At 65.9% G+C, this 25,141-nt stretch carries 24 protein-coding genes; 23 read left to right on the top strand and 1 reads right to left on the bottom strand.

All coding sequences use genetic code 11. The features are described 5' to 3' along the window. Window positions 1-34 precede the first annotated feature (34 nt). Window positions 35-1,552, bottom strand: coding sequence for a lysine--tRNA ligase (gene lysS / locus QWJ38_RS11905; RefSeq protein WP_290359302.1), 1,518 nt, complete (start codon window positions 1,550-1,552; stop codon window positions 35-37). A gap of 166 nt (window positions 1,553-1,718) precedes the next feature. On the opposite strand from lysS, the gene QWJ38_RS11900 reads away from it, so the two are divergent. The 23 genes from QWJ38_RS11900 (at window position 1,719) to QWJ38_RS11790 (ending at window position 25,141) form a co-directional block, all read left to right on the top strand. Further along, the gene (locus QWJ38_RS11900) at window positions 1,719-2,777 is read left to right on the top strand and encodes a Gfo/Idh/MocA family protein (protein WP_290359301.1); all 1,059 of its coding nucleotides are present in this window, start codon (window positions 1,719-1,721) and stop codon (window positions 2,775-2,777) included. A gap of 5 nt (window positions 2,778-2,782) precedes the next feature. After that, window positions 2,783-3,367 (top strand): N-acetyltransferase, encoded by a 585-nt coding sequence (locus tag QWJ38_RS11895; RefSeq protein ID WP_290359300.1) that lies wholly within the window; start codon window positions 2,783-2,785, stop codon window positions 3,365-3,367. Between the two features lie 11 nt (window positions 3,368-3,378). Further along, window positions 3,379-4,467 carry a DegT/DnrJ/EryC1/StrS family aminotransferase gene (locus QWJ38_RS11890; RefSeq protein ID WP_290359790.1) on the top strand — a complete coding sequence of 363 codons (1,089 nt, stop codon included), beginning with the start codon at window positions 3,379-3,381 and terminating at the stop codon, window positions 4,465-4,467. Between the two features lie 4 nt (window positions 4,468-4,471). Continuing rightward, entirely contained in the window at window positions 4,472-5,701 is a 1,230-nt protein-coding gene (locus QWJ38_RS11885) for a lipopolysaccharide biosynthesis protein (RefSeq protein WP_290359299.1), read from the top strand. Then, window positions 5,685-6,242, top strand: a complete 558-nt coding sequence (locus QWJ38_RS11880; RefSeq protein WP_290359298.1) for an acyltransferase — start codon at window positions 5,685-5,687, stop codon at window positions 6,240-6,242. The genes QWJ38_RS11885 and QWJ38_RS11880 overlap by 17 nt, the downstream gene beginning before the upstream one ends. Continuing rightward, window positions 6,239-7,294 (top strand): glycosyltransferase, encoded by a 1,056-nt coding sequence (locus QWJ38_RS11875; RefSeq protein WP_290359297.1) that lies wholly within the window; start codon window positions 6,239-6,241, stop codon window positions 7,292-7,294. The genes QWJ38_RS11880 and QWJ38_RS11875 overlap by 4 nt, the downstream gene beginning before the upstream one ends. Next, the gene (locus QWJ38_RS11870; protein ID WP_290359296.1) at window positions 7,295-8,509 is read left to right on the top strand and encodes a glycosyltransferase family 4 protein; all 1,215 of its coding nucleotides are present in this window, start codon (window positions 7,295-7,297) and stop codon (window positions 8,507-8,509) included. A 12-nt stretch (window positions 8,510-8,521) separates the two neighbouring features. After that, window positions 8,522-9,226: a class I SAM-dependent methyltransferase gene (locus tag QWJ38_RS11865; RefSeq protein ID WP_290359295.1), complete on the top strand. Its 705-nt coding sequence runs from the start codon at window positions 8,522-8,524 to the stop codon at window positions 9,224-9,226. Further along, on the top strand, window positions 9,223-10,395 hold the full coding sequence (locus QWJ38_RS11860; RefSeq protein WP_290359294.1) for a DegT/DnrJ/EryC1/StrS family aminotransferase: 1,173 nt from the start codon (window positions 9,223-9,225) through the stop codon (window positions 10,393-10,395). Before QWJ38_RS11865 ends, QWJ38_RS11860 begins: the two co-directional genes overlap by 4 nt. 10 nt (window positions 10,396-10,405) lie before the next feature. Continuing rightward, window positions 10,406-11,011 carry a sugar transferase gene (locus QWJ38_RS11855; protein ID WP_290359293.1) on the top strand — a complete coding sequence of 202 codons (606 nt, stop codon included), beginning with the start codon at window positions 10,406-10,408 and terminating at the stop codon, window positions 11,009-11,011. Between the two features lie 14 nt (window positions 11,012-11,025). Continuing rightward, the gene (locus QWJ38_RS11850) at window positions 11,026-12,903 is read left to right on the top strand and encodes a polysaccharide biosynthesis protein (RefSeq protein WP_290359292.1); all 1,878 of its coding nucleotides are present in this window, start codon (window positions 11,026-11,028) and stop codon (window positions 12,901-12,903) included. Between the two features lie 372 nt (window positions 12,904-13,275). Continuing rightward, on the top strand, window positions 13,276-14,679 hold the full coding sequence (locus QWJ38_RS11845) for a hypothetical protein (RefSeq protein WP_290359291.1): 1,404 nt from the start codon (window positions 13,276-13,278) through the stop codon (window positions 14,677-14,679). 155 nt (window positions 14,680-14,834) lie between these two features. Further along, complete coding sequence (gene gspG, locus QWJ38_RS11840) at window positions 14,835-15,305, top strand: type II secretion system major pseudopilin GspG (protein WP_290359290.1); 471 nt, start codon at window positions 14,835-14,837, stop codon at window positions 15,303-15,305. 1 nt (window position 15,306) lies between these two features. Next, a complete protein-coding gene (locus tag QWJ38_RS11835) occupies window positions 15,307-15,711 on the top strand; it encodes a prepilin-type N-terminal cleavage/methylation domain-containing protein (protein WP_290359289.1) in 405 nt (134 codons plus the stop codon). 31 nt (window positions 15,712-15,742) lie between these two features. Next, entirely contained in the window at window positions 15,743-16,192 is a 450-nt protein-coding gene (locus QWJ38_RS11830) for a PulJ/GspJ family protein (protein WP_290359288.1), read from the top strand. Then, on the top strand, window positions 16,182-16,829 hold the full coding sequence (locus QWJ38_RS11825) for a prepilin-type N-terminal cleavage/methylation domain-containing protein (protein WP_290359287.1): 648 nt from the start codon (window positions 16,182-16,184) through the stop codon (window positions 16,827-16,829). Before QWJ38_RS11830 ends, QWJ38_RS11825 begins: the two co-directional genes overlap by 11 nt. Window positions 16,830-16,885: 56 nt before the next feature. After that, window positions 16,886-17,872 carry a type II secretion system minor pseudopilin gene (locus tag QWJ38_RS11820; RefSeq protein WP_290359286.1) on the top strand — a complete coding sequence of 329 codons (987 nt, stop codon included), beginning with the start codon at window positions 16,886-16,888 and terminating at the stop codon, window positions 17,870-17,872. After that, entirely contained in the window at window positions 17,862-18,971 is a 1,110-nt protein-coding gene (locus tag QWJ38_RS11815) for a hypothetical protein (protein WP_290359285.1), read from the top strand. The genes QWJ38_RS11820 and QWJ38_RS11815 overlap by 11 nt, the downstream gene beginning before the upstream one ends. Further along, window positions 18,968-19,588, top strand: a complete 621-nt coding sequence (locus tag QWJ38_RS11810) for a hypothetical protein (RefSeq protein ID WP_290359284.1) — start codon at window positions 18,968-18,970, stop codon at window positions 19,586-19,588. The genes QWJ38_RS11815 and QWJ38_RS11810 overlap by 4 nt, the downstream gene beginning before the upstream one ends. Next, window positions 19,585-20,031 (top strand): hypothetical protein, encoded by a 447-nt coding sequence (locus QWJ38_RS11805; protein ID WP_290359283.1) that lies wholly within the window; start codon window positions 19,585-19,587, stop codon window positions 20,029-20,031. Before QWJ38_RS11810 ends, QWJ38_RS11805 begins: the two co-directional genes overlap by 4 nt. Next, window positions 20,024-22,219, top strand: a complete 2,196-nt coding sequence (locus QWJ38_RS11800) for a secretin GspD/PilQ domain-containing protein (RefSeq protein ID WP_290359282.1) — start codon at window positions 20,024-20,026, stop codon at window positions 22,217-22,219. Before QWJ38_RS11805 ends, QWJ38_RS11800 begins: the two co-directional genes overlap by 8 nt. 16 nt (window positions 22,220-22,235) lie before the next feature. Next, window positions 22,236-23,927, top strand: a complete 1,692-nt coding sequence (locus tag QWJ38_RS11795; protein WP_290359281.1) for a GspE/PulE family protein — start codon at window positions 22,236-22,238, stop codon at window positions 23,925-23,927. After that, window positions 23,924-25,141 (top strand): type II secretion system F family protein, encoded by a 1,218-nt coding sequence (locus QWJ38_RS11790; protein ID WP_290359280.1) that lies wholly within the window; start codon window positions 23,924-23,926, stop codon window positions 25,139-25,141. Before QWJ38_RS11795 ends, QWJ38_RS11790 begins: the two co-directional genes overlap by 4 nt.

Here is a 25,141-nt window from a genome sequence, read left to right as displayed (position 1 = left end):
CCGATGGGGCCGCTTTTCTTTTGCTTGCCGGCGATCAGCCTTCGCGCCGCAGCGCCGGGAACAGCACCACGTCGCGGATCGAGGGCGAATCGGTGATCAGCATCATCAGCCGGTCGATGCCGATGCCGCAGCCGCCGGTCGGGGGCATGCCGTACTCGAGCGCGCGGATGAAGTCGGCGTCGTAGAACATCGCCTCCTCGTCGCCGGCGTCCTTGTTCTCGACCTGGGCCAGGAAGCGGGCGGCCTGGTCCTCGGCGTCGTTCAGCTCGGAGAAGCCGTTCGCGTATTCGCGGCCGGTCATGAAGAGCTCGAAGCGCTCGGTGATCTTCGGGTTCGCGTCCGAGGCGCGGGCCAGCGGCGAGACCTCGACCGGGTAGTCGATGATGAAGGTCGGGTGCCAGAGCTTTTCCTCGACCTCGGCCTCGAACAGGCCGAATTGCAGCTCGGCCAGGCCCCAGTGGGCATGCACCTCTTCGCCCTTGGCCTTGATGCGCGCGCGCAGCACATCGGCGTCATCGGCCTCGGCCTCGCTGAGGCCGGCATGGACGATCAGCGACTGGCGCACCGACAGGCGGGCGAAGGGCTTGTCCAGGTCCACCGGCTTGCCCGCGTAGCTGATGGCGGCACTGCCGGTGGCGGCGCGGGCGGCGTGGCGCAGCACCTCCTCGGTGAAGTCCATCACGTCGTGGTGGTTCCAGTAGGCCGCATAGAACTCCATCATCGTGAATTCGGGGTTGTGCCGAACCGAGATGCCTTCGTTGCGGAAGTTGCGGTTGATCTCGAACACGCGCTCGAAGCCGCCCACGACCAGTCGCTTCAGGTAGAGCTCGGGCGCGATGCGCAGGAACATCTCCTGATCGAGCGCGTTGTGGTGGGTGACGAAGGGCTTGGCATTGGCGCCGCCGGGAATCGGGTGCAGCATCGGCGTCTCGACCTCGAGGAAGCCATGCTCGACCATATGGCTGCGGATCGAGGCGACGGCCTTCGAGCGGGCGACGAAGCGGGCGCGCGCGGCCTCGTCGGTGATCAAGTCCACATAGCGCTGGCGGTACTTCTGCTCCTGGTCGGCCATGCCGTGGAACTTGTCGGGCAGCGGGCGCAGGCTCTTGGTCAAGAGGCGCAAGGTCGTCACGCGCACCGACAGCTCGCCGGTCTTGGTGCGGAACAGCGTGCCCTCGGCGCCGACGATATCGCCCATGTCCAGGTGCTTGAAGTCGGCATAGGCCTCTTCGCCGATGCCGTCCTTGGTGACGAAGAGCTGGATGCGGCCGGTGGCGTCCTGCAGGGTGCCGAAGGAGGCCTTGCCCATGATGCGCTTGAGCATCAGCCGGCCGGCCACGCTGACGGCCACCGCCTGCGGCTCCAGTTCCTCATTGGGCAGATCGCCATAGCGCTGCGCCAGGGGCAGCGCGCGATGCTGCGGCTTGAAGTCGTTGGGGAAGGGGACCGAAGTCTTGGCGCGGATGGCGGCGAGCTTCTCGCGGCGCTCGGTGATCAGCTGGTTTTCGTCTTGGGCTGCGGGAGCCTGGGGCTGGTGGGCTTGGGTCATCATCAACTCATTGAATTTGCAGCGATTTTAGTTGGCTCCTTGCGCTTTCCACTCGCTCCGCCTGGAAGATCCGTACTTTTCCCCCTGCGTGGACATCCGGATGGAACGCCCAAGCAGCCTGCTACGGGCGGCTCGTAGAATCTCACGCTTCCCTCTGATCTCGGCCTCCATGACCCCGCTTCTGCCCATCGTCGACCGCCCGATACGATTCGCCCTGGTCGGCTGCGGCCGCATCGCCAAGAACCATATCGAGGCGCTGGCCAAGCATGGCGGGCGGGCCGAACTGGTGGCCGTCTGCGACAACAAGCCCGACGCGCTGGCCGCCGCGGTCGCGGCCACCGGCGCGGCCGGTTTCGCCTCGCTGGACGCGCTGCTGGCCGGCTCGGATGCCGACATCGTCGTGCTGGCCACGCCCAGCGGCCTGCATTCGCAGCAGGCTTGCCGGATCGCGGCGGCCGGACGCCATGTGCTGAGCGAAAAGCCGATGGCGACCAAGTTCGAGGAGGGCATGGCCATGGTCAAGGCCTGCCGCGAGGCGCAAGTCAAGCTCTTCGTCGTCAAGCAGAACCGCCTGAATTCGACGGTGCAACTGGTCAAGCGCGCGATCGAACAGGGCCGCTTCGGCCGCATCTATATGAGCACCGTCAATGTGTTCTGGACCCGGCCGCAGAGCTATTACGACGCGGCGCCCTGGCGCGGCCGCTGGGATCTGGACGGCGGCGCCTTCATGAACCAGGCCAGCCATTACGTCGATCTGCTGGACTGGCTGGTCGGCCCGGTCGACAGCGTCCATGCCTACACGGCGACCCTGGCCCGCGATATCGAGGCCGAGGACACCGGCGTGATGAGCGTGCGCCTGCGCCATGGTGGCCTGGCCTCGATCAATGTGACGATGCTGACCTGGCCGCAGAACCTGGAAGGTTCGATCACCATCATCGGGGAGAAGGGCACGGTCAAGATCGGCGGCACGGCCGTCAACAAGATCGAGCACTGGCAATTCGCCGAGCCGCATGCGGACGACGAAGCGGTCAAGGCAGCCAGCTACGACACCGGCAGCGTCTACGGCTTCGGCCACCCGCTGTACTACGACAACGTCATCAAGACCCTGCGCGGCGAGGCCGACGCGGCCGTCGACGGCTACGAGGGCCTGCGCTCGCTGGAGATCCTGATCGCGGCCTACCGCAGCGCACGCGACGGCCAGCGCGTCGGCCTGCCCTTGGTGTTCTGAAAACAATGAGCTACTGGAAACACGAGAGCGCCATCGTCGACGAGGGCGCGCAGCTGGGCGAGGGGACCAAGGTCTGGCATTTCGCCCATGTGAGCCCCGGCGCCCGCATCGGCGCGCGCTGCTCGCTGGGGCAGGGCGTCTATGTCGGCAACGAGGTCGTGATCGGCGACGGCTGCAAGGTGCAGAACAACGTCTCGGTCTACGACGCGGTGACCCTGGAGGACGAGGTCTTCTGCGGCCCGTCGATGGTGTTCACCAATGTCTACAACCCGCGCGCGGCGGTCGTGCGCAAGAACGAGTACCGCCGCACCCTGGTGAAGAAGGGCGCGACCCTGGGCGCCAACTGCACCATCGTCTGCGGCACGACCATCGGCGAATACGCCTTTGTCGGCGCGGGCGCCGTGGTGCAGAAGGACGTCGCGTCTCACGCGCTGATGGTCGGCGTGCCGGCGCGGCGCATCGGCTGGATGAGCCGGCATGGCGAGAAGCTGCAATTCGATGCCGCCGGCCTGGCGCTTTGCCCGCACAGCGGCGATCAATACCGTCTCGATGGCGAGCAATGCCTGCTCGTGAAGGAAGCAAACCGGTGAGTTCTTCTTCTCTGCCTTTCATCGACCTGAAGGCCCAGTACGCGGCGCTGAAGACCAGCATCGACGCGCGCATCCAGCGAGTGCTCGACCATGGCCAGTACATCATGGGGCCCGAGGTCAAGGAGCTCGAGGAGAACCTCGCCGCCTACGTCGGGGTCAGGCATTGCGTGACGGTGGCCAGCGGCACCGAGGCGCTGCTGATCGCGCTGATGACGCTGGGCCTGAAGCCCGGCGACGAGGTGATCACGACGCCCTTCACCTTTGCCGCCACGGTCGAGGTGATCGCCCTGCTGGGCGGCGTGCCGGTCTATGCGGACATCGAGCCCAATACCTGCAATATCGACGCCTCGAAGATCGAGGCGCTGATCACGCCGAAAACCCGGGCCATCATGCCGGTGAGCCTCTACGGCCAGGTCTGCGATATGGCCGAGATCAATGCGGTCGCGGCGCGGCACGGCCATATCCCGGTGATCGAGGACGCGGCGCAGAGCTTCGGCGCCAGCTATCAAGGCAGGAAGAGCTGCGGCCTCTCGACCTGGGGCGCGACCAGCTTCTTTCCCAGCAAGCCGCTGGGCTGCTATGGCGATGGCGGCGCGCTGTTCACCGACGATGACGCCTTGGCCCAGGCCGCGCGCGAGATCCGCGTGCATGGCCAGAGCCAGCGCTACACGCACACGCGGGTCGGCGTCGGCGGCCGCATGGACACCTTGCAATGCGCGGTCGTGCTCGGCAAGTTGGAGCGCTTCGACTGGGAGATCGAGCGCCGGCTGGCGATCGGGGCGCGCTACCAGCGCCTGCTGGCCGAGCTGCCGCTGCAGCTTCTCACCGTGCGCCAGGACCGCGACTGCGTCTGGGCGCAGTTCACCGTGATGGTCGAGAACCGCGCCGCCGTGCAGCAGGCGCTGACCGCGGCCGGCGTGCCGACGGCGATCCATTACCCGAAGCCGCTGCACCGCCAGCCGGCCTACGCCAGGCCCGAGCTGAGCCTGCCGCATGCGGAGGCCGCGGCCGAGCGGGTGATCAGCCTGCCGATGAGCGCGGACCTGAGCGAAGCGCAGCAGGACGCCGTCGTGGCCGCGCTGCGCAGCGCGCTCGCCTAAGGATATGCACAGTGGCCTGCTGCGCTCGACGCTGACCCTGCTGGCCGGCGGCGCGCTGGCCCAGGCGCTGCCGCTGCTGCTGGGGCCCTGGCTGACCCGGCTTTATTCGCCGACCGAGTTCGGTCAGTTCTCCTTTATCTGGACCGTCGCGGCCAATCTTGCCGTGGTCGGCTGCGCCCGCTACGAGTTCGCGCTGCCGCTGGAGGGCGACGAGGAGCAGGCCGGCCTCTTGATGGCCTTGTGCGCCCGCGTGCTGCTGCTGGTGCTGGCGCTGGCAGGCCTGGTCGGCCTCGTGCTGGCCTGGGCGCAGGAGCTGAAGCTGGCCTGGCTGTTGCCGCTGGCCGTGCTGGCCGGTGGCACGACGCAGTGGCTGAATCTCTGGGCCAGTCGCGCGCAGCGCTTCCAGCTGCTGGCGACCGCGCGGGTGTTGCAATACGGCGGCGGTGCGCTGCTGCAGCTGCTGTTCGGCCTGGCGGCGCTGGGCACGCTGGGGCTGCTGCTGGGCCCCATCGTCGCCGGCCTGGCGACGGCCCTGCTGCTGGCGCGGCCGGCGCCCCAGGGGGGCTGGGCGCTGCTGTGGCGGGCGCCGCTGGGCCGGCTGCGCGAGATTGCGGCGCGCCATCGCGACTTCCCGCTCTTGAACACGCCGCATGCCTTTGCCGGCGCGCTGCAGGACAGCCTGGCCATCCTGCTGATCGCCGCCTGGAGCGGCGATGCGGCGGCCGGCTACTGGGCGCTGGCGCTGCGCTATCTGAAGGCGCCGGCCGGGCTGATCGGCGGTGCGCTGTCGCAGACCCTGTATCCGCGCCTGGTCCAGGCCGGCGACGCCGGCGAGGCGCTGCGCCTGGTGCGTCAGGCGATCGCCGTGCTGATGGCGCTGGCGCTGCCGCTGATGCTGGTGCTGCTGCTGTGGGGCCCCGAGCTGTTCGCCACGGTGTTCGGCGAGCGCTGGCACGATGCCGGCGAGCTGGCACGCGCGCTGGCGCCCTATATCGCACTGCACTTCATCGCCTCGCCGCTGTCGGTCGTCACCCTGGCCTGGCGCGCGCAGGGCTGGGCACTGCGGCTGGCCCTGGTCGGGCAAGTGATGTTCATCGCCGGTCTGGCCGCCGGCCTGTATTTCGGCGGCCTGATCGGCGCGGCTTGGGGCGTTTCGCTGATGATGGCGGCGTATTTCGGTTTCTTTTTCTGGTCTCTGGCCAACTGGACTCACTCCGATGCGAAGCTGGCTTAACCGTTTGCGCCGGCGCTGCTGGCACGCGCTGTTCTTCCGCATCGTCTTTGGCGAGCGCGGTCTGCCGCATACACGCATCGCACCGAGCACCTGCATCGAGGGCGAGGCGGGTCTGCAACTGGCCGACCATGTCTTCATCGGCCAGTTCAATTTCATCGACGCGACGGCCGGGCTGACCATCGGCGAGGGCGTGCAGATCACCAACTTCGTCAGCATCGTCACGCACAGCTCGCATCGCTCGATTCGCCTGCTCGGCCGTGCCTATGCCTCGCACCGTGGGCCGGTGCCGGGCTATGTGAAGGCGCCGATCGCGATCGGCGCCTACAGCTTCATCGGTCCGCACAGCCTGATCGAGGCCGGCGCGGTGATCGGCAGGGCCGCCGTGATCTGCGCCTATGCGCAGGTGCGCGGCGCGGTGCCCGATTTCGCCATCATGGCCGGCCAGCCGGCCGTGCAGATCGGCGATTTGCGCGAGCGCGATGCCCAACTGCTGAAGCAGTACCCGGAGCTGGCCGCGCACTACAGGGAATTGTTCGAATGAGGCTGGTGCTGATCGGCGATGGCGAGAGCCCGCATCTCTTGAAATGGGCGCGCGCGCTGGCGCCCCAGGTCGATCTGTGGGCGGCGTCGACACGCGGCTTCGCGCCGGAGTTCAACTTTCTGGTGCCCGAGCAGCAGCGCCTGGCCTTGAACACGGCGCCCTCGCATGGGGGCGGCAATCTGGCCGTGCTGGGTCAGCTGCCCAAGCTCGGCCGCTGGCTGGCCGAGGTCCAGGCCGACTGGCTGCACGCCCATTACCTGACCTCGCATGGCACGCTGGCCTGGGCGGCCAAGAAGGGCTGGCGACTGAAGGCCAAGATCGCCGGCTCGGCCTGGGGCAGCGACATCCTCGTCACGCCCGAGCAGGGCTGGGCCTACCGCTGGCTGACCCGCCAGGTGCTGGCCGCCTGCGCGATCACGAGCTCCGATTCGCGCCATATGAGCGAGCGCATGGTCGAGCTCGGCGCGCGCGAGGTGATGACCTTTCCCTTCGGTCTCGAGGCGCTGCCCAAGCAGGGCGCGAAGAAGCAGCCCTGGCTGTTCTTCGCCAACCGCGGGCTGGAGCCCATCTACCGGCCGGAGCGCGTCATCGAGGCCTTTGCCGCGGTGGCGGCGCAGCGGCCCGAGGCGCGCCTGGTCGTCGCCAACGAGGGCTCCTTGCGTGGCGCGCTGCACAATCAGGTGAAGTCGCTGGGCCTGGACGCCCGGGTCGAGTTCGTCGGCCGCCTGCCGGCCGCGACGCAGGCCGGCCACTATGCCAGGGCGCGCTGGTATCTGAGCCTGCCCGAGAGCGATTCGGTGGCGGTCTCGGTGCTGGAGGCCATGGCGCACGAATGCGTGCCCATCTTGTCCGAGCTGCCGGCCAATCGCGAGCTGATCGGCCCGCAGGCGGGGCAGGGCCTGATTCTTGCCGAGCCGCAGCAACTGCCGCGCCTGCTGAACGAGATCAATGCCGAGCGCGCCGGCGCCGTCAACCGCGCCTGGGTCGCCGAACACGGCCTGTTCGCGCCGGCGGTCGCGCGTTTCCTGAAGCGCTTGCAAGAACTGTCCTGAATGAAGATCCTGTTGATCAACCACTATGCCGGCTCGCCGCAGCATGGCATGGAATACCGGCCCTACTACCTGGCGCGCGAATGGCTGCGCCTGGGCCACCAGGTGCTGGTGCTGGCCGCCTCCCATTCGCATGTGCGCACGACGCAGCCGGACAAGCTGGGCGAGACCATAGACGGCATCAGCTACTACTGGTATCCGACGCCGGCCTATGAGGGCAACGGCCTGGGCCGCGTGCGCAATATCTGGTCCTTCTGCCGCCAGGTCTGGAACGATGCCGATGCGCTGGCCAGCGCCTTCCAGCCCGACGTGGTGATCGCGTCCAGCACCTATCCGATGGACATCTGGGTGGCGCGCCGCGTCGCGCGCAAGGCGAAGGCCAAGCTCGTCTACGAGGTGCACGACCTCTGGCCCTTGTCGCCGATCGAGCTGTCCGGCATGTCGCCGCGGCATCCGTTCGCGCTGCTGTGCCAGAAGGCCGAGAACGATGCCTATCGCGATGCCGATGTCGTCGTCTCGATGCTGCCCAAGGTGCAGGGCCATATGGCCGCCCATGGCCTGGATCTTTCCAAGCTGCACATCGTGCCGAACGGCATCGCGCTGGACGAGTGGGACGGCCATGGCCAGGCCCTGGATCCGCAGATCGCCGCCCATATCGCGGCGCAGCGCGCGGCCGGCCGGGTGGTGATCGGCTATGCGGGCTCGCATGGGCTGCCGAATGCGCTGGACGTGCTGCTCGATGCGGCCAAGCGCTTGAAGGACGCGCCGGTGGCCATCGTGATGGTGGGCGGCGGGCACGAGAAGCAGCGGCTGGCCGAGCGCGTGCGGGCCGAGGGCATCGACAACGTCACCATGTTCGCAGCGATCCCCAAGCTGGAGATCCCGGCCCTGCTGGAACGCTTCGACATCGCCTATATCGGCTGGCAGCGCACGCCCATCTACCGCTTCGGCATCGCGCCGAACAAGCTGATGGACTACATGATGGCCGGCCGCGCGGTGCTGCATTCGGTGGAGGCCGGCAACGACCCGGTCGCCGAGGCCGGCGCCGGCCTGACCGTGGCGCCGGAGGATGCGGCGGCCGTGGCCGAGGGCGTGCGGCGCCTGGCCGCGCTGAGCGCCGAGGAGCGCGCCGCGATGGGCGAGCGCGGCCGCCGCTTCGTGCTGGCGAACCATACCTATCCGGTGCTGGCCCAGCGCTTCATCGACGCGCTGCGCTGAAGCCAGACGAGCATGAGCGAACATCAGCAACAGGAACTGCGGGCGATCGCCGAGCGCTATGCGCGCCGGGCGGAGACGGTGGAGGCCGAGCGCTACAGCCTGCTGCGGCCCGAGGTCTGGCAGATGCTGCAGGAGCGCCAGCGCGCCTTGCTGCGGCTGCTGGCCCAGCGCCCGGGCCGGCCGGCGGACTGGCGGCTGACCGAGGTCGGCTGCGGCGCCGGTGGCAATCTGCTGGAGATGCTGCGCCTGGGCCTGGCGCCCGAGCATCTGCGCGGCATCGAACTGCTGCCCGAGCGCCTTTGCGCAGCACGCGCGCTGCTGCCCGAGAGCCTGGCCCTGACCCTGGGCGACGCGACCCAGGCCGAGGTGGAGCCGGCCAGCCAGGACCTGGTGCTGCAGTCGACCGTGTTCTCCTCCATTCTCGACGACGCGGTGCAGCAGCACCTGGCCGCGGCCATGTGGCGCTGGCTGAAGCCGGGCGGGGCGGTGCTCTGGTACGACTTCATCGTCGACAATCCACGCAACCGCGATGTGCGCGGCGTGCCGCTGGCGCGGCTGCGCCAGCTCTTTCCTGAGGGACGGCTGCGCTGGCAACGTGTGACCCTGGCGCCGCCGCTGGCGCGCTGGGTCTGCCGCGCGCATCCGGCCGCCTATACCTTGTTCAACACCATTCCCTGGCTGCGCACCCATGTGCTGGCCTGCATCGAGAAAGCATGAGCGCCGAACTGCCCTTTTTGCCCTTCGCCCTGCCCGAAATCGGCGAGGAGGAGATTGCCGAGGTCGTCGACACCTTGCGCAGCGGCTGGGTCACGACCGGGCCCAAGGCCAAGCGCTTCGAGCAGGCCTTTGCGGAGTTCCTCAACCAATATGGTGACGGGCAGATCGAATGCATCGCCGTCAACTCGGCGACGGCCGGCCTGCATCTGGCGCTGGAGGCACTGGGTATCGGCCCGGGCGACGAGGTGATCACGACGACGCACACCTTCACGGCGACGGCCGAGGTGGCGCGCTATCTGGGCGCCGATGTCGTGCTGGTCGACGTCGACCCGAACACGCTCAATATCAAGATCGACGAGATCGAGGCGGCGATCACGCCGCGCACCAAGGCCATCATCCCGGTCCACTACGCCGGCCTGGCGGCCGACATGCTGGCCATCCTCGACATTGCGCGCAAGCATGGGCTCAAGGTGGTCGAGGACGCGGCCCATGCGCTGCCGACGACGCTGGAGAAGGAGCTGATCGGCACGCTGGGCAGCAATGCCACCGTGTTCAGCTTCTATGCCAACAAGACGATGACCACCGGCGAGGGTGGCATGCTGGTGACGCGCGATGCCGAGCTGGCCCAGCGCGCGCGCGTGATGCGGCTGCACGGCATCAACCGCGACGCCTTCGACCGCTTCACCGCCAAGAAGCCCAGCTGGTACTACGAGATCGTCGCGCCGGGCTTCAAGTACAACCTGACCGACATCGCCGCCGCCCTGGGCCTGCACCAGCTGAAGCGCCTGCCGGCCTTCCAGGCCCGGCGCGAGCAGATAGCCCGGGCCTATCACGAGGCCTTCGCCGGGCTGCCGCTGATCCTGCCGCCCTGCGCGCCGGACGGCGATGTGCATTCCTGGCATCTTTATGTGCTGCGGCTGGCCGATGACGCCGGCATCACCCGCGACGAGTTCATCGAGCGCATGTATGCCCAGGGCATAGGCTGCAGCGTCCACTATGTGCCGCTGCACCAGCATCCGTACTGGCGCGAGCGCTACGGGCTGAAGGCCGAGCGCTTTCCGCATTCGCAAAAGGTCTACGAGACCACGGTGAGCATTCCGCTCTACACGGCGATGAGCGATGCCGATGTCGCGCGCGTGATCGCGGCCGTGCGCCAGGCGCTGGGCTGAAGGGGACTCGATGGCCAAGCGCCTGTTCGACATCGTCTGCGCCGGCCTGGGCCTGCTGCTCTTGAGCCCGCTGCTGCTGGCCGTGGCGCTGTGGGTCAATCTCGACTCGCCGGGCCCGGTGCTGTTCCGTCAGCAGCGCGTCGGCCGTTTCGGCCGGCCGTTTCTGATCCACAAGTTCCGCACGATGCGCATGGACGCGCCGGCGCTGGGGCCGCAGATCACCGTCGGCGCCGATGCGCGCATCACGCGCGCCGGTGCCTTCCTGCGCTCAGCCAAGCTCGACGAGCTGCCGCAGCTGTGGGATGTGCTGCGCGGCGCGATGAGCCTGGTCGGGCCGCGGCCCGAGGTGCCGCGCTATGTGGCGATGTATCCAGCGGAGCTGCGCGAGCTGGTGCTCTCCGTGCGGCCCGGCATCACCGATCCGGCCTCGCTGCAGTTCCGCAACGAGAGCGAGCTGCTGGCCGCGGCCGCCGATCCCGAGCGCGAATACGTGGAAGTCGTGATGCCGGCCAAGCTGCGGCTGGCGGCCGGCTATGTGCGCGAGGCCGGGCTGTGGACCGATCTGCGGCTGATCGTCGCGACGCTGGGCGTCTTGGGCCAGCGCAGCAGCGAATGAAGATTGAAGAGAACATGAACTGGCTGTCCCTCGATGCCTTCCTGACCCGCATCCGCCCGCAGCGCGAGCGCCTGGCCCTGGCGCTGGACGCGCTGATGGTGGTGCTGACCTGGCAGGCCACCTATCTGTTCCGCCTCGGCTTCGAGCGCTGGTTCTCGGCCCGGCCCGATTACGACCACTGGGTGATGCTGGGCTTCGTCGCGCTCTATGCGCTGGTGCTGCAGCTGCTGCACGTGCCCAAGGGCATGTGGCGCTTCTCCGGCTTCGGCGAGGTGAAGCGCCTGGCCGCCGCCTGCGCGATCGCCGGCCTGGTCGGCGCGACCCTCGTGCTGATGGCGCAGTTGACCGCCGTGCCGCGCGCGGTGCTGGCCCTGCACCCGATCTTCACGCTGATGGGCCTGGCGATGATGCGCATGGGCTACCGCATGCTTTACGAGCACATGCGCAGCCGCATCAGCGGCAGCGCGCATGAGCAGCGGCGGGCGTTGGTGATGGGGGCGGGGGATGCGGGGCGCTTGCTGGTGGCGGGCATTCAGCACAGCCAGGGCTGGGTGGTCGTCGGTTTCCTGGACGATGCGAATGAGAAACGGGGTGCTCGCGTCGCCGGCGTGCCTGTGCTGGGCGCACTGGCCGAGGCCCAACGCTTTGCCGAACTGCACGGCATCACTCATCTCGTTGTCGCGATGCCGTCGGCGACGACGGCCCAGCGCCGCCGTGCACTCGATCTGGCCGGCCAGGCCGGCCTGCCGGTGCTGACCGTGCCGAGCAGCCAGGAATTGCTGGCCGGCCGCCATGTCGAGCAGGTGCGTGATATCGAGCCCGAGGATCTGCTCGGCCGCGAGCCGGTCGAGCTCGACGAAGGCGGCATCGGCGAATGCCTGTGCGGCAAGACGGTGCTGGTCACCGGTGCCGGCGGCTCGATCGGCAGCGAATTGTGCCGCCAGGTGGCTCGCTACGGCCCGGCCGGGATCGTGCTCTACGAGCTGAGCGAGTTCGCGCTCTACACGATCGAGCAGGAGCTGAACGAGAAGTTTCCTTGCATCCCGCTGGTGCGTCTGATCGGCGACGTCAAGGATCTCGAACACATGCGGCACGTTTTCGCCAAACACAAACCGCAGATCGTCTTCCACGCCGCGGCGTACAAGCATGTGCCCTTGATGGAGGAGGAGAATGCCTGGGCCGCGCTGCGCAACAACACGCTGGGCACCTATCATGCGGCGCAAGCTGCCGCCGAGCATGGCGCCGAGCGCTTCGTGCTGATCAGCACCGACAAGGCGGTCAACCCGACCAATGTGATGGGCGCCACCAAGCGCGCGGCCGAACTGGTGATCAGCCATATGGCAGCGCAGGGCCACGCGACCAGGTTCATGGCGGTGCGCTTCGGTAATGTGCTGGGTTCCAGTGGAAGCGTGATCCCGAAGTTCAAGGAGCAGATCGCCAGGGGCGGGCCTGTCACGGTGACCCATCCGGAGATCACGCGCTATTTCATGACCATTCCCGAGGCCGCGCGGCTGGTGGTTCAGGCGGCCGCCATCGGCGAGACCGGGCAGGTCTATGTGCTGGATATGGGGGAGCCGGTGCGCATCGTCGATCTGGCGCGCGACATGATCCGGCTCTCGGGGCATGGCCTCGATGAGATAGCGATCGAGTTCAGCGGCTTGCGGCCAGGGGAGAAGCTGTATGAAGAGTTGCTGGCCGACAGCGACACCAGCCTGCCCACCGCCTTCAGCGTATTGAGAATAGCGAGGCTCGACGACAGGGTCGCGGCGCATCAAGTGATGCCCTGGTTGATGTCGGCGGCATGCGATCCTCAAAGTCGGGGCGATGAGTCCGTGCGGCGCTCGCTGCAGGCACTGCTTGCGGAGTTTCGGGCGGCGTCGGCACGGCCCTAGGGCTCCGGCAGGACGGGGTTCGTGGTGTGTCTGGCATCTGGGACGAGCTCACGCTGTGCTGTTGCTTCGGGTCTTTGTTGGGGGGGGCTGGGTTCTGCGCTGGCAAAAAGTCACTTCTTGTCGAAGAAGGTTGTTGCAAGGCGACCACATGTGGGCTTTCCCCTTCGGTTCGGGTGTTGTGCTGCGATTAATATCCGGTCGCCAGTGTTGCGGGAGGCGCATAAAAAAGTTAAGCGTTTACCAGCAAATAGCACCGATCCGTTGACGCCGTCGCCATTTGTTGCCCTAGAATCCTCGGGCGTGCAAATCGGCGCGTGTGATTCGCGAATCATTGATTGAGTTTTTTTCCATAACCCTAGTGGAGTTCACCGAATGAAAAAATTTGTGTTTAAGGCGACCGCTCTGGCGATCGGTGCGCTGGTTGGAAGCGCTGCATTCGCTTCGGTTAATCTGGACACGTCCACGACGACCGGTACGTTTGCCAAGGAGTTGAACTTCAGCTCGACGGCGCCGGGTGTTGCGATTGCTGCTGGTCAAACCATCGCGACCAAGCTGGGCTTCGGCGTCAGCGGCGGTCAAGACCGCTATGTGCGCGTTGACTTGAACGGTGCAAAGCTGGCCACTGTTGCTGCTGGCACGAATATTGTGAACAGCACGCTGGCTTTTGCTAACTCCACCGTTGTGCAGGGTGGCGCTGTTGGTGATACGTACGTTATTTATCAAGTCACCGCTGCCGGTGCCGGTCACGCTGCTTCTGACGCGCTCGTGATCACGCTGCCTTCGCTGCATGTGACGAACGGCAATGCCGCCAATGTGGGCACCACCTACGCTCTGTACGAAACCGCTGTTGCTGCAGTGAACAACGCTGCTGGCACGTCGCTGTACAAGAACAGCGGCGATCTGCTGAAGTTTGCTTCTGGCCTGGCTTGGAGCCTGACGACGAATACGACCACGGCTTCGGTGGAGTCTTCCTTCAAGAAGTTCACGACCGCAACCACCACCGGCGCTGCTGTGCCGACGGCCAGCGTGCTGACCTCCAAGGTCGGCTCTTTGTCGTTCACGGTGGCGCCGGGCGTGCTGAACACCGCTGGCACGCAAGTCCAACTGGAAGACCTGGTTCAGGCCACGACGCAAGCCGTGTTCACCGGTGACTTCTCGGCTGCCGGCACGCTGAACACCAGCACCGACGGTTGCGCGACCGTTGGCGCCGCGCTGACGCTGAATGCTGCGAAGACCAGCGCAAACTTCGCACTGCCGGTGACGGGCGCGGCGGCTTACAGCCGCGACCTGTGCTATGTGGTTAACGGCACCACCGCCGTGGCCGCTCAGACCATCAACGCAGCCCTGGACCTGACGCCGGCGACCGCTGCGAACTCGCTTGACGTGCCTGCTGCGCCGATCGGTTCCATCACGCGTGATGGCACCGAGCTGCAAGCTCCGTTCGCGACCATCCACCCCGACTATCTGGCGCGCGTCGTGCTGACCAGCCAGCACTCGGCGGATGCAACGGTCGAGGCTTCGGTGATCACGGAGGACGGCGTGAGCTGCCCGGCCGTGAATGGCGCTTACGTGATCAAGGCTGGCAAGCAGCTGTTCATCGACGTGAACAAGATCTGCCCCGCCCTGAGCACGGGTACCCGTCTGGCTGTCAAGCTGGTCATCGCGGCTCCGAACAACACCATCTCCGGTGTGTTCAACAACATGAACTACAACCGCACGACCGGCGCGACCGACTCGCTGACCTCCTACCCGCTGCTCCGTCCGGGTACGAACTAATCGATCACTGAAAAGTGTGAGGTTTGAAAGGGCGCCGCAAGGCGCCCTTTTTTCTTGCCTGTCTGTTTGGTGTCGTCCGGCGCCATCGGCATGTCTGTCTACAATGCCGGCTGCGGCATGTGCCGTTTGTTGATTGACTCCACGAAAACACAGCAATGCATTCCTTCCGAGATTCGTACCGGGCGCGCCAGCGCGCCGGCCGCAGCCTGGGTTTCACGCTGCTGGAAATGCTGGTGGTGCTGGTCATCATCGGTCTGCTGGCCGGCCTCGTCGGTCCGCGCCTGTTCTCCAAGGTCGATCAGTCCAAGATCACGGCGGCGACCACCCAGGTCAAGATGCTGCGGGGTGCGGTGGAGAGCCTGCGGCTGGATATCGGACGCTACCCCACGCCGGAGGAAGGGCTTGCCCTGCTGAGCAAGGCCCCGGCCGATGCAGCGGTGGCCGCGCGTTGGCGCGGTCCCTATCTGGATGGGGCGCTGCCGGAAGATCCCTGGGCACATCCCTATCAATATGCCGTGCCGGGCGCCGATGGCCAGCCTTTTGCGCTTTACTCGATGGGTGCGGACGGCAAGCGCGGCGGGACCGGTGATGCTGCGGACCTGGGTGTGCTGCCGGCGGCGCAGTGAGATGAGATTGCGGCGGCAGGCGTTGCCGCGTTCGCGCGGCTTCACGCTGCTTGAGCTGCTGGTTGTGCTGACCATCGCGGCCTTGAGCATCGGTTTCGTTCTGCCAGCCGCCTCGCGCTGGATCGCTGCCGTGCAGGAGCGCGGCTGGCGCGACGATTTACGCGCCGCCCTGCAGGGCTTGCCGGTGGCCGCCTTCCGCCAGGGGGCGGTATTGGAACTGGATGCGCCGGCCTTGCGTGCACTGCTACCTGATTTGCCCGCGGAACTGGAATTCAGTCTCGAGCAACCGCTGCGCTACAGCGCCATGGGCGTGGCCTCGGGTGGGCGGCTGAGCGTGCGCAGCAAGCCAGGGGGGCGGGCCGAGGTTTGGCAGATAGAGGCGGTGACGGGGCGGGTTCTCCCCTGATTGCCGGCTTGGCTCCCGCCTGCTTGACCCTATGAAGAAGTCTGATCGAGATATTGCCGGCTTCGGCCTGCTCGAAGCCCTGGTGGCCCTGACCATCCTGGCCGCCAGCGGAGCCGCATTGTTTGCCTGGCTGGGCCAGAACATGCAGATGGCGTCCCGCCTCAAGGCCCGTCAGGCCGAGGTCGAGCAGCAATTGCTCGCCGAGGGGCTGCTGGCGGACCTCAATCCCTTTGTCGAGCCCGCTGGCGAGCGCAGCCAGGGCGGGCTGAAGCTGGTCTGGCGGGCGGATCTCGTGAGCCCGATGCGCCCGAGCCAGCCAACACGGGCGACCTTGCCGCCGCGCTGGAATGTCGGCCTGTATCGGGTTCAGGTCACGGCGAGCAATGCAGATGGTTCGACGCGCACCCGGTTCGAATTCCTGCAGCCGGGCCTGGAACTGCTGGGACAGGCGGCTCCGACGAGGCGGCCCGATGAGCCCTGAGTCGCGCGTGCGCGCTGTGTCGACGATGCGGAAGGCGCCGCGCTGGATGGCGGGCTTTACCTTGCTGGAGACGCTCGTCACCCTTGTCCTGGTTTCCATGGTCGCGGGACTGATGTCGCAGGCGCTGTTCCAGGTGGCGCGCATCGAGCAGTTGCTGCAGGGGCAGCAACTGGCCGGTCAGGTGGAGACCTTGCGTCGCATCTGGGTCCAGCAATGCCTCGAGGGTTTGATGCCGGGGTTTGCCGAGACGGCGGACCGCTTTCGCGGTGATGAGCGGCAGCTGTCGGGCGTCAGCACCTTGCTGCCTCTGGTCGCCAGCAGGGGCCCGAACCGGATGCGCTTGCAGATCCGCTTTGATGAGCAGCGCGGGCGCAGTGAGCTGCAGTTGAGCGTAGGGGAAGTCGGCTCGCCGCCGGCGGTCCTGATGGATTGGTCGGGGCAGCGTGGCGCATGGCGCTATCTGGATGATGCCGGGGACTGGCAATCGCAGTGGCCGCCGGCCTTCGGCAGGCCCCAGGCTTTGCCGCGCCTGATTGCCCTGGACCCTGGTGCGAACGAGCCCTGGCTGGTCGTCGCGCGGCCGCAGGCCTCTGCCCAGCCCTTGGGGCAGCGTATTGACCCGGAGACGCTCCCTTGAGCAGGTATCGGCGCCGGCGAGGGGCGGGTCTTGTCAAATCCGGCGAGCGCGGTTACGTGCTGCTGTTCGTGACCGTGGCCTTGACGGTGGTGGCCATTGTCGCGGCACGTTTTGCGCTGCGCATAGACGCTCTGCGGGACCAGGCTCGGACCTTGCAATCGTATGCGGATGCGCGACTGGCGGCGAACAGTGCGAGGGCGCAGGTGCTGTATTGGCTCAGCACACGACCGATCGGCCTGGCCTCGGCTGGATTTGTCGATGAGCAACCCTTGCCCCTGGATGGTCGTCGTCTTCAGACTGCGGAGGGGGCGATCGTGCAGTTGCAGGACGAGCGCGGATTGTTGTCCCTCAACGTCCTGGATCGCGAAGGGCTGGCTAACGTCCTGCTCGGTTTGGGGGCGCGTGCCGATCAACTGGCTTCGCTGATGGACGTGGTGGAAGACTATGCCGACATCGACAATCTGCGACGCCTCAACGGCGCCGAAGCACAGGACTACTCGGCGCTGGGCTTGCCGCCGCCGCGCAACGGCTGGTTGCTGTCGGTGGACGAGCTGGCCGCGATGCCCGGCTGGCAGTCCGAGCCGGCTCTGCGGGCCAAGTTGTCGCCCTGGGTGGGGATAAGGCGGGACAAATTGTTCAATCCGAATACCGCCCCGCTGAATTTGCTGAAGAGTATCTGGCCCAAGGTATCAAATGAGCAGTGGGATTTGTTTGAAACTCTGCGGAAAAATGCACCATTCTTCGATGCTGCCGCCGCTACCGCGGCAACCGGTATTCCTTTCGGCGGTGAGCATCTTCTCTTCCATGCCAGCAATGTCCAGCGTCTTCAGGTCTGGGCGCCCGGTCTGCCACAGGCGCTTGAGTACAATCTTTTGATTCTGCCGACGGGTAACGCAGCGCCTTGGCTGATCCACGAGGTTCGCCAGACTGACCGTCCTGACTCCAACAATGCCACTTCTGCCGTTGCCAACCCCGTTGCGAAATTTCCTGTCCCGAGCCAGGCCATCGCTCGCTCCGGATCGTCTCGCCCGCTTGACCCGTGAGGGGTTGTTTCGGCCCGCTGGCGCGGCGGCGCGCGGGCCCTGGCTGCTGGCGCGCGGGCTGTTGCGCTATCGCTGTGTGAACCTGGCCGGGGTTCCGCCGGCCGATCGAGCAGGGGCTTTGCAGGCGCAGTTGGCCGCTTGGCAGCCGTTTCCCGATAGTGTTTTTCTTGTCGATCTGCTCGGTGATCAGGCTCAGGTTTTTGCGCTTGAGCGGGGGGCTCTTGAGCTTGACGAGCGCATAGCCTCGGAGCTTTGGCCAGAAAGTCTTCTTCACGAGCCCGCATCCGACGGCTTGCATCTGGTTGAATGCTTGGAGGGATGCGAAGGTCAGGCTTGGCTTAATGGCGTCTTGCTGGCGAGCCGCTGGTGGGCGCAAAAGCCGGCGCTGGACGAATGGGTTGCCTTTGGCCGCCAAAGCCGCATGGGAGTTTCTCGCCGGGATGCCGAGGTGCTGCCCGAACTCGAGCGCCTGGCCTGGTTCAAACCGCTGCGGCCGGTATTGCGTGCCGATCAGCTGGGGTATGCAGCGCTTGGCAATGAGCGTTTGCTGATGGGTGTGACCGTGCTTTCCCTGCTGGCCTTCACGACCTGGGCGGCGCGCGATGCCTGGGATTCAAGGCAGGAGAGCATCGCCGCGCGGCAAGCGCTGGAGGCTGTCAAGCAAGATGCCGCACCCTTGCTGGCAGCGCGAGACAAAGCGCTGGCGGCGGCCGATCAGAGCGCGGTCTTGATCAAGCAGCTGACCGCCCCCTTTCCGCTTGAGGTGATCGATCATTTGGCCAAATTGCTGCCCAAGGGCATCACGGTCAAGGAACTGGACTTGGGGCCGCAGTCCTTGCGTGTCGGGCTTGAGTTGCCGACCGACTTGTCGCGGGCCAAGGTCGTCAATGATCTGGAGTCCGGAGGCTGGTTCACCCAGGTCAGTGAGGTCAAAGATGCCGGGGTCCGCAGCTGGGCGACTTTCGAGATGAAGTTATCGGCGGCTCGGCCACCTGGCAGGAGCAGCAATGACTCGGGTCTGAAGCGTGGTGCGGCCGAACTGCCCGTCAACCCTGAGTTGCCCAAGCCGGTAGCTCCTCAACAGGCGGGAAAGTCATGACAGTGGGTGTCGAAGCATCCGGCGATTCAACAGCGATCGGTCAAGGCCTGAGCCAGATCCGGGCCGAGTTACGTGGCAATGTGCGACTGCGTTTGGGGCTGTTCCTGATCGCCGCTACGCTATGGATCTGGCTGGTGATGTTGCTCCAGGATCAGGCCCAGGTTTGGCGGGGGGAGGCCGATGAGGCGCGTGTCGAGATGGAGCGGCTCAAGCCCTTGCAGTCGGCCGGCCAGTGGGTGCAGCGTGCCGAGGAGGCGCATAAGCATCTGGAGACGGCGAAGTCCATGATGTGGTCCGCTGCGAGCCAAGGACTGGCCGAAGCAGCGTTGCAAGATACCTTGCGCTCCTGGTCCGAGAAGGCTGGGTTGCCAGTCCGTGAGTTGACGGTTAGCGCGTCGCCGGGTGCGAATGGACTCGTGGGTGCTAACGTCTATCCTTTGCGGGCACGGCTGGTGGTCGATATGAACCGCTTTGGCCTGATGGCTTTGTTGGCCGAGCTCGGACGTTCGCCCCAGGTCATGGTTGTCGAGAGTCTGCGCTTGCGCCCCGTTGCGCAGCCGGCCCGCGCGGAGCTGGAAGTCAGGGTGCTGTTCCGCAACGAGGAACGCAGGACATGATGCAGGATCTGCGACCCAAGCATGTCCTGCTGCTGCTGTCTGCCGCTGGCTTGGCGGGATGGTTCGGCAGGCTGCCGCCAGAGCCGGTGCCGGCCATGGTCCAGCCCCGCAGCGACCGTTGGGAGTTGGCCGCGCTGCCCAGTCAGAATGATGCTACTTCAATGGTGGTGCAGGTGGCGTCGTCCAGCGTCTGGGGGCCGGAGATAAAGGCGGCCAGCGAGGCGCCTATCGAGAACAATCGTTGGCGCTTGGCCGGCGTCTATGGTTCCGGCAAGCACGGTGGAGCCCTGGTGCTGTTCGAGGACGTGCAGAAGGCGCCGCAGCGGCTCAAGGTGGGTGAGAAGCTGCCCAGCGGCCATGTGATCGAGGCTGTCGATGGCAATCAAGTGTGCATAAGAGTTGGTAGAAAGCTTTATCGCTTTGGAGTTGAACTTCGTGATTGAAACCCTGCGCCGGCGTTCGCCATTGCTGATTCCGTTGGCTTGTGCAAGCTTGCTTGTCGCTTGCGCGCCGGTGGCTCCCGGGCTGCCGCCGAGTTTGCCGTTGCCGGTCTCGGCACAAAGCAATACGGCCAGCGGCAACGAGATGTCCCGCCGCAATGATCTGACGGTCAATGCATTACCGCAGCCGCCGGTGGCCCAGCCCTCCAACTTTGCGCGTGGTCGCGAAGCGGCGGATCAGCAGCGCGCTGCTGCGCAGGCGACGGCGGGGGAAGTAGCGACGATCAATCTGCAGCAAGTGCCATTGCCGGTTTTCATCCAGATCGTCTATGCAGAAATACTGAAGCGCAATGTCAATATCGATCCGGCGGTGCAGGCTCGAAAGGAACTGGTGACATTTCGCACCGGGGCGCCACAGCCACCTGAGCAACTGGACAACGCCGTCAAATTGCTCTTGAAGAGTTATGGTGTCGCCGCCATCGACGCGGGCGGCCTGCTGCGTGTGGTGCCCGACAATGCTCAGCTGGGCAATCTGCCCGAGTTGCGACGGGGCGCCGCCTCGCCCGACACCCCGCTGCCGCTGCGGCCGGTGTTTCAGCTGGTGGAGCTGCAAGTGGTGCGGCAGACCGATGTCGCGAACTGGCTGAAGACGCTGTTTGGCACGCGCGTCAATGTGCAGGAGGACGTCGGGCGCAATGCCCTGTTGCTCAGCGGTACGCCGGATAATTTGCAGTCTGCATTGGAGGCCTTGCGCGTTCTTGATCAGCCATTGATGAGCGGCCGCAAGAGCATTGCGCTCGCTCCGGCTTACTGGTCGGCTGATGATCTTGCGCGCAGGCTCGCTGAGGTCATGACCGCGCAGGGCTATGCCGTGGCCCCGGTGGGACAGCTGAACCAGGGGGGTATTCGTTATCCGATCGTGTTGATGCCGGTATCGGCCGTCAACCAGGTGTTCGTATTCGCGGCCAGCGACGAGGTTCTCCAGCATGTGACCAATTGGGCGCGGACATTGGACAAACCCAATGAGCGTGGGATCGGCAAGAACTACTTCACCTACCAGGTCAAGCACAAGGATGCTGCGGATCTGGCCAAGACCCTGGATCAGTTGCTGAGCGGCGGTAGAGTCCGCACCGCGACGACGACACCGCCGGCAGCGGCAAATGCTGCACCGACTGGCGGTAGCGCGACGTCGGTGGTCGTGGATCAGTCGTCCAATATGCTGATCTTCCAGGCCGACGCCGATCAGTACACGCAAATCGGCTCCTTGCTGCAAACGCTGGATCGCCCGGCGAAGGCGGCGTTGATCGAGGTGACGGTGGCCGAACTGGCCCTGGGAGACAACGCCCAGCTGGGGGTCGAATGGCTGGCCACGCATGCGATGAGCAATGGCGCTCAGATCGTAGGCGGCACATTGGGCGGCTTGTCGATCGGATCCGGCGGTATGACCTTCCGTGTGTTTGACACGGTCGGGCAAATTCGAGCAGTCATCAATGCGCTGGCCTCGACCAATCAGGCCACGATTCTCTCCAGCCCTCGCGTGCAAGCGCGCAATGGCGAGACGGCAACGATTCAGGTGGGGCAGGAAGTGCCCATCATCACGAGCCAGCAGACCACCACGGGCTCGGTGACCTTGCCGACGCAGTCGGCGGTGCTGCAGACCATTCAGTATCGCAACACGGGTGTGATCCTCAAGGTCAAGCCAGTGATCCATTCGGGCGATCAAGTCGATCTCGAGGTGCAGCAGGAGGTGAGTGCGGCTGCCTCAACCAATACCGGCGTGAACAATTCGCCGACGTTCAGCACGCGCAAGCTGGAGACCAAGCTGACGCTCAAGAATGGTTCGACCGTGCTGATGGGGGGCTTGATATCGAATGACAGCACACAGGGCAACGCGGGAATACCGTTGTTGAAGGACATACCTGGCATTGGCGCCTTGTTCAGCAACAAGACCAAGGCCGAAAATCGCCGTGAACTGGTGGTCCTGATCACGCCCTACATCCTCAACGACAGTCACGATGCCGAGTCGCTGACCGACGCGTTCCGCAAGATGCTGGGGCCTTGGGCGCAAACGGCTCGACCTGCTGCGCTGGATGTCCAAAAGCCGCAGGATGCGACGGGGCTGTATCCTCCGCTGGGGATGGAGCCCGCTGCGCCGGTGCCGGCGGGTGCAGCTTCGCAGCCGGGCAAGTGATCTTGACTCGCTGCCCATGAAAGCTCATTTGATTGGCGAGTTGTTGCTGGCCAAGGGTCTGGTCAAACCTGCCGAGATCAAGAATGCCCTGCTGGTGCAGGAGCGTCAGGGTGGGCGTATCGGCGAGGTGCTGGTACGCCTTGGTGCGATTTCCACCCAGACGCTGTATGCGGCGCTTGCCGAACAACTGGCCTGCCCCCTGCTGAGCGCCGAGCAGTTCGACGAGGCCGGGCTGCGCGCCACGATGTCGGCCTTGCGCCTGCCGATGTCCTGGTGGCTGGATCGGCAGGTGTTGCTGTGGCAGGAGGCTGGCGATCTGCTGGTTGCCAGTGCTGATCCGCTGGACATCGATGTGCGCGAGGCGCTGGCGGATGAACCCTTGGCGGGCAACCTGCGTTGGCATCTGCTCTTGCCCAATGATGCCGAAACCTGGGCGCGGCGTCTGCGGGTTGAGGTCAATGCCTTGGGCGGCGCCTTGGACGCGCGCGCGCTGCGCGAACTGGCCGAGGATGCGCCCGTGGTGGCCTTTGTCAACAACACCATGGCCCAGGCACTGGAAGCGCGGGCATCCGATATCCACGTCGAGCCTGGCGAGCGCGAGTGCATGCTGCGTTTCCGGATCGACGGCGTACTGCATACCCGCAGCAGCATGCCCATGGATCGCTATCCGGCCATAGCCTCGCGCATCAAGCTGGTCGGCGGGCTGGACATCGCCGAGCGGCGGCTGCCACAAGACGGCCGGATCTCGACGCGCGTGGCCGGACGCGAAGTGGACATCCGCATCTCGTCGATTCCAGCCGTCTACGGTGAATCGCTGGTGTTGCGTCTGCTGCCCAAGGAACGTGGTGATGTGGGTCTGCACCGTATTGGCATGGAGCCGGACCATATGGCCCAGTTCCGGGAGTGGCTGCAATGGCCCAATGGCCTGGTGCTGGTGACCGGCCCCACCGGCTCGGGCAAGAGCACGACGCTCTACAGTGCGCTCTCGCACATCAATGACGGCAATCGCAAGCTGATCACGGTGGAAGATCCGGTCGAGCTGCGCTTGCCGGGCGTGGTGCAGATCCAGACCCAGTCGGACATTGGCTACACCTTCGCGCGCGCGTTGCGCGCCATCCTGCGCCATGATCCCGACGTCATCATGGTCGGCGAAATCCGCGATCGTGAAACTGCCGAGATCGCGATGCAGGCTGCGCTGACCGGCCATCTGGTGCTGGCTACCTTGCATACCAACGATGCCTTGTCGGCAATTAACCGCTTGGTCGATATGGGGATCGAACCGTATTTGGTCGCCGCGGCGCTGCGGGCGGTGATGGCTCAGCGCCTGGTCCGTCGACTATGTCCCGAGTGCGCAGTGGCATCTGCCGACCGAGGACCGCTGGACGAGCGCTGGGCGCGTCTGAGGCCGCGTCTGCCGGCACTGGCCGAGGCGCCTGCACAAGCGGGCTGGCTGCAGGCCCAGGGTTGCGCTGCTTGTTCCGGCACGGGGTTCCGCGGCCGGGTGGGCGTCTACGAGCTGGTGACGGTGACACCGGCCCTCCAGCACGAGATTGCCCAGAGCGCGAGCATTGATCGCATCACGCAGCTGGCCAATGCCGATGGGCGGCGTTCGATGGTGGAAGACGGGCTGATCAAGGCTGCGCGCGGTCTCAGCACCTTGGACGAAGTGTTGCGCGCCGCCAGTGCCCAGGACGATCCGGTGGCATGAGCGGCGGCTACAAATATCGAGCTCAGGATGTCGCGGGCCGCGAGGTCAGCGGGCAGGTGGAGGCGCGCGATCAGGCGCAAGCGGCGCGTGAGTTGATGCGCCAAGGCTTGCGCCCGCTGGAGCTGCAGTCACTGGACGGGGATGCGGCTGCGCAGGCGCCCGGGCTGCGTGGCCGACGCAACATCACGGCGACCGACAAGGTGGTGGCCTTGCGTGAGCTCGGAACCCTGCTGAAGGCCGGCGTTACGCTGGAGGAGGCGCTGTCCTCGCTGGCTGCCGGCCATGCGGAGTCGGCGCTCGGCGGTGCGCTGTCACTTACCTTGAAGGCGGTGCGAGCCGGTCAAAGCCTGCATGCCGCGGTGCTGGATAGCGGCCTGGTGCTGCCGGACCACCTGCTGACGCTGGTGCGGGTTGGTGAAGCCAGCGGTCAGATTGCCAGTGCGCTGAACGATGCGGCCGAGCAGCTGGAGCAAAGCTTGCGCATCACCCAGGAACTGCGCAACGCCCTGATCTATCCAGCCGTGCTGGTGACGGCCGGCATGGCGGCCGTGCTGATCATCTTCATCGGCGTCATCCCACGCTTTGCGCCGCTATTGAAAGGCTCGCGGGCCAATGTGCCGGAGTTCTCGATGTGGGTGATAGAGACCGCGGTGGCGATGAAGGCCAATCTGCTGCTGCTCGGGCTGTTGGCTGCCGCGGTGGTGATGGGTGCGGTGGTGGCCTTGTCGCGCCCGGGTTTGCGCCAGACGTTGATGGACCGCCTGGCGCAAGCGCCTGTGCTTGGGCCATGGCTGCGCGACGCCGAGGTCGGGCGCTGGGCTACCTTGATGGGCACTATGCTGCGCAACCGCGTGCCCCTGCTGGAGGCGTTGCGCCTGTCGCATGGTGCGGTCGGTCTGCGCGATTTCGCGCGCTTGATCAACTCGTCGACTCGCGAGCTCGAGCATGGCCGCAGCCTCTATGAGTGCTTCCAGCATTCCCGCTGGATACCGGCTGCCCGGCTCAATCTGATCAAGGTGGGCGAACGCTCCGGCACTTTGGATGCGATGCTGATATCGCTGGGCAGCATGCAGACCGAGGCCGCTCGCCAGCGTCAGAAGCAGGCGATGGCGCTGATCGAACCGGTGGCGATCCTGCTGATCGGCGCGGTCATCGGCGTGCTGATGGTGTCGGTCATGATGGCCATCACCTCAATGAACACTGGCGCCGTTTGA

This window comes from Roseateles violae (genome assembly GCF_030410485.1).
GTDB classification, from domain to species: Bacteria; Pseudomonadota; Gammaproteobacteria; order Burkholderiales; family Burkholderiaceae_C; genus Roseateles_D; species Roseateles_D violae.
This window is presented reverse-complemented; position numbering and strand designations above follow the sequence as displayed.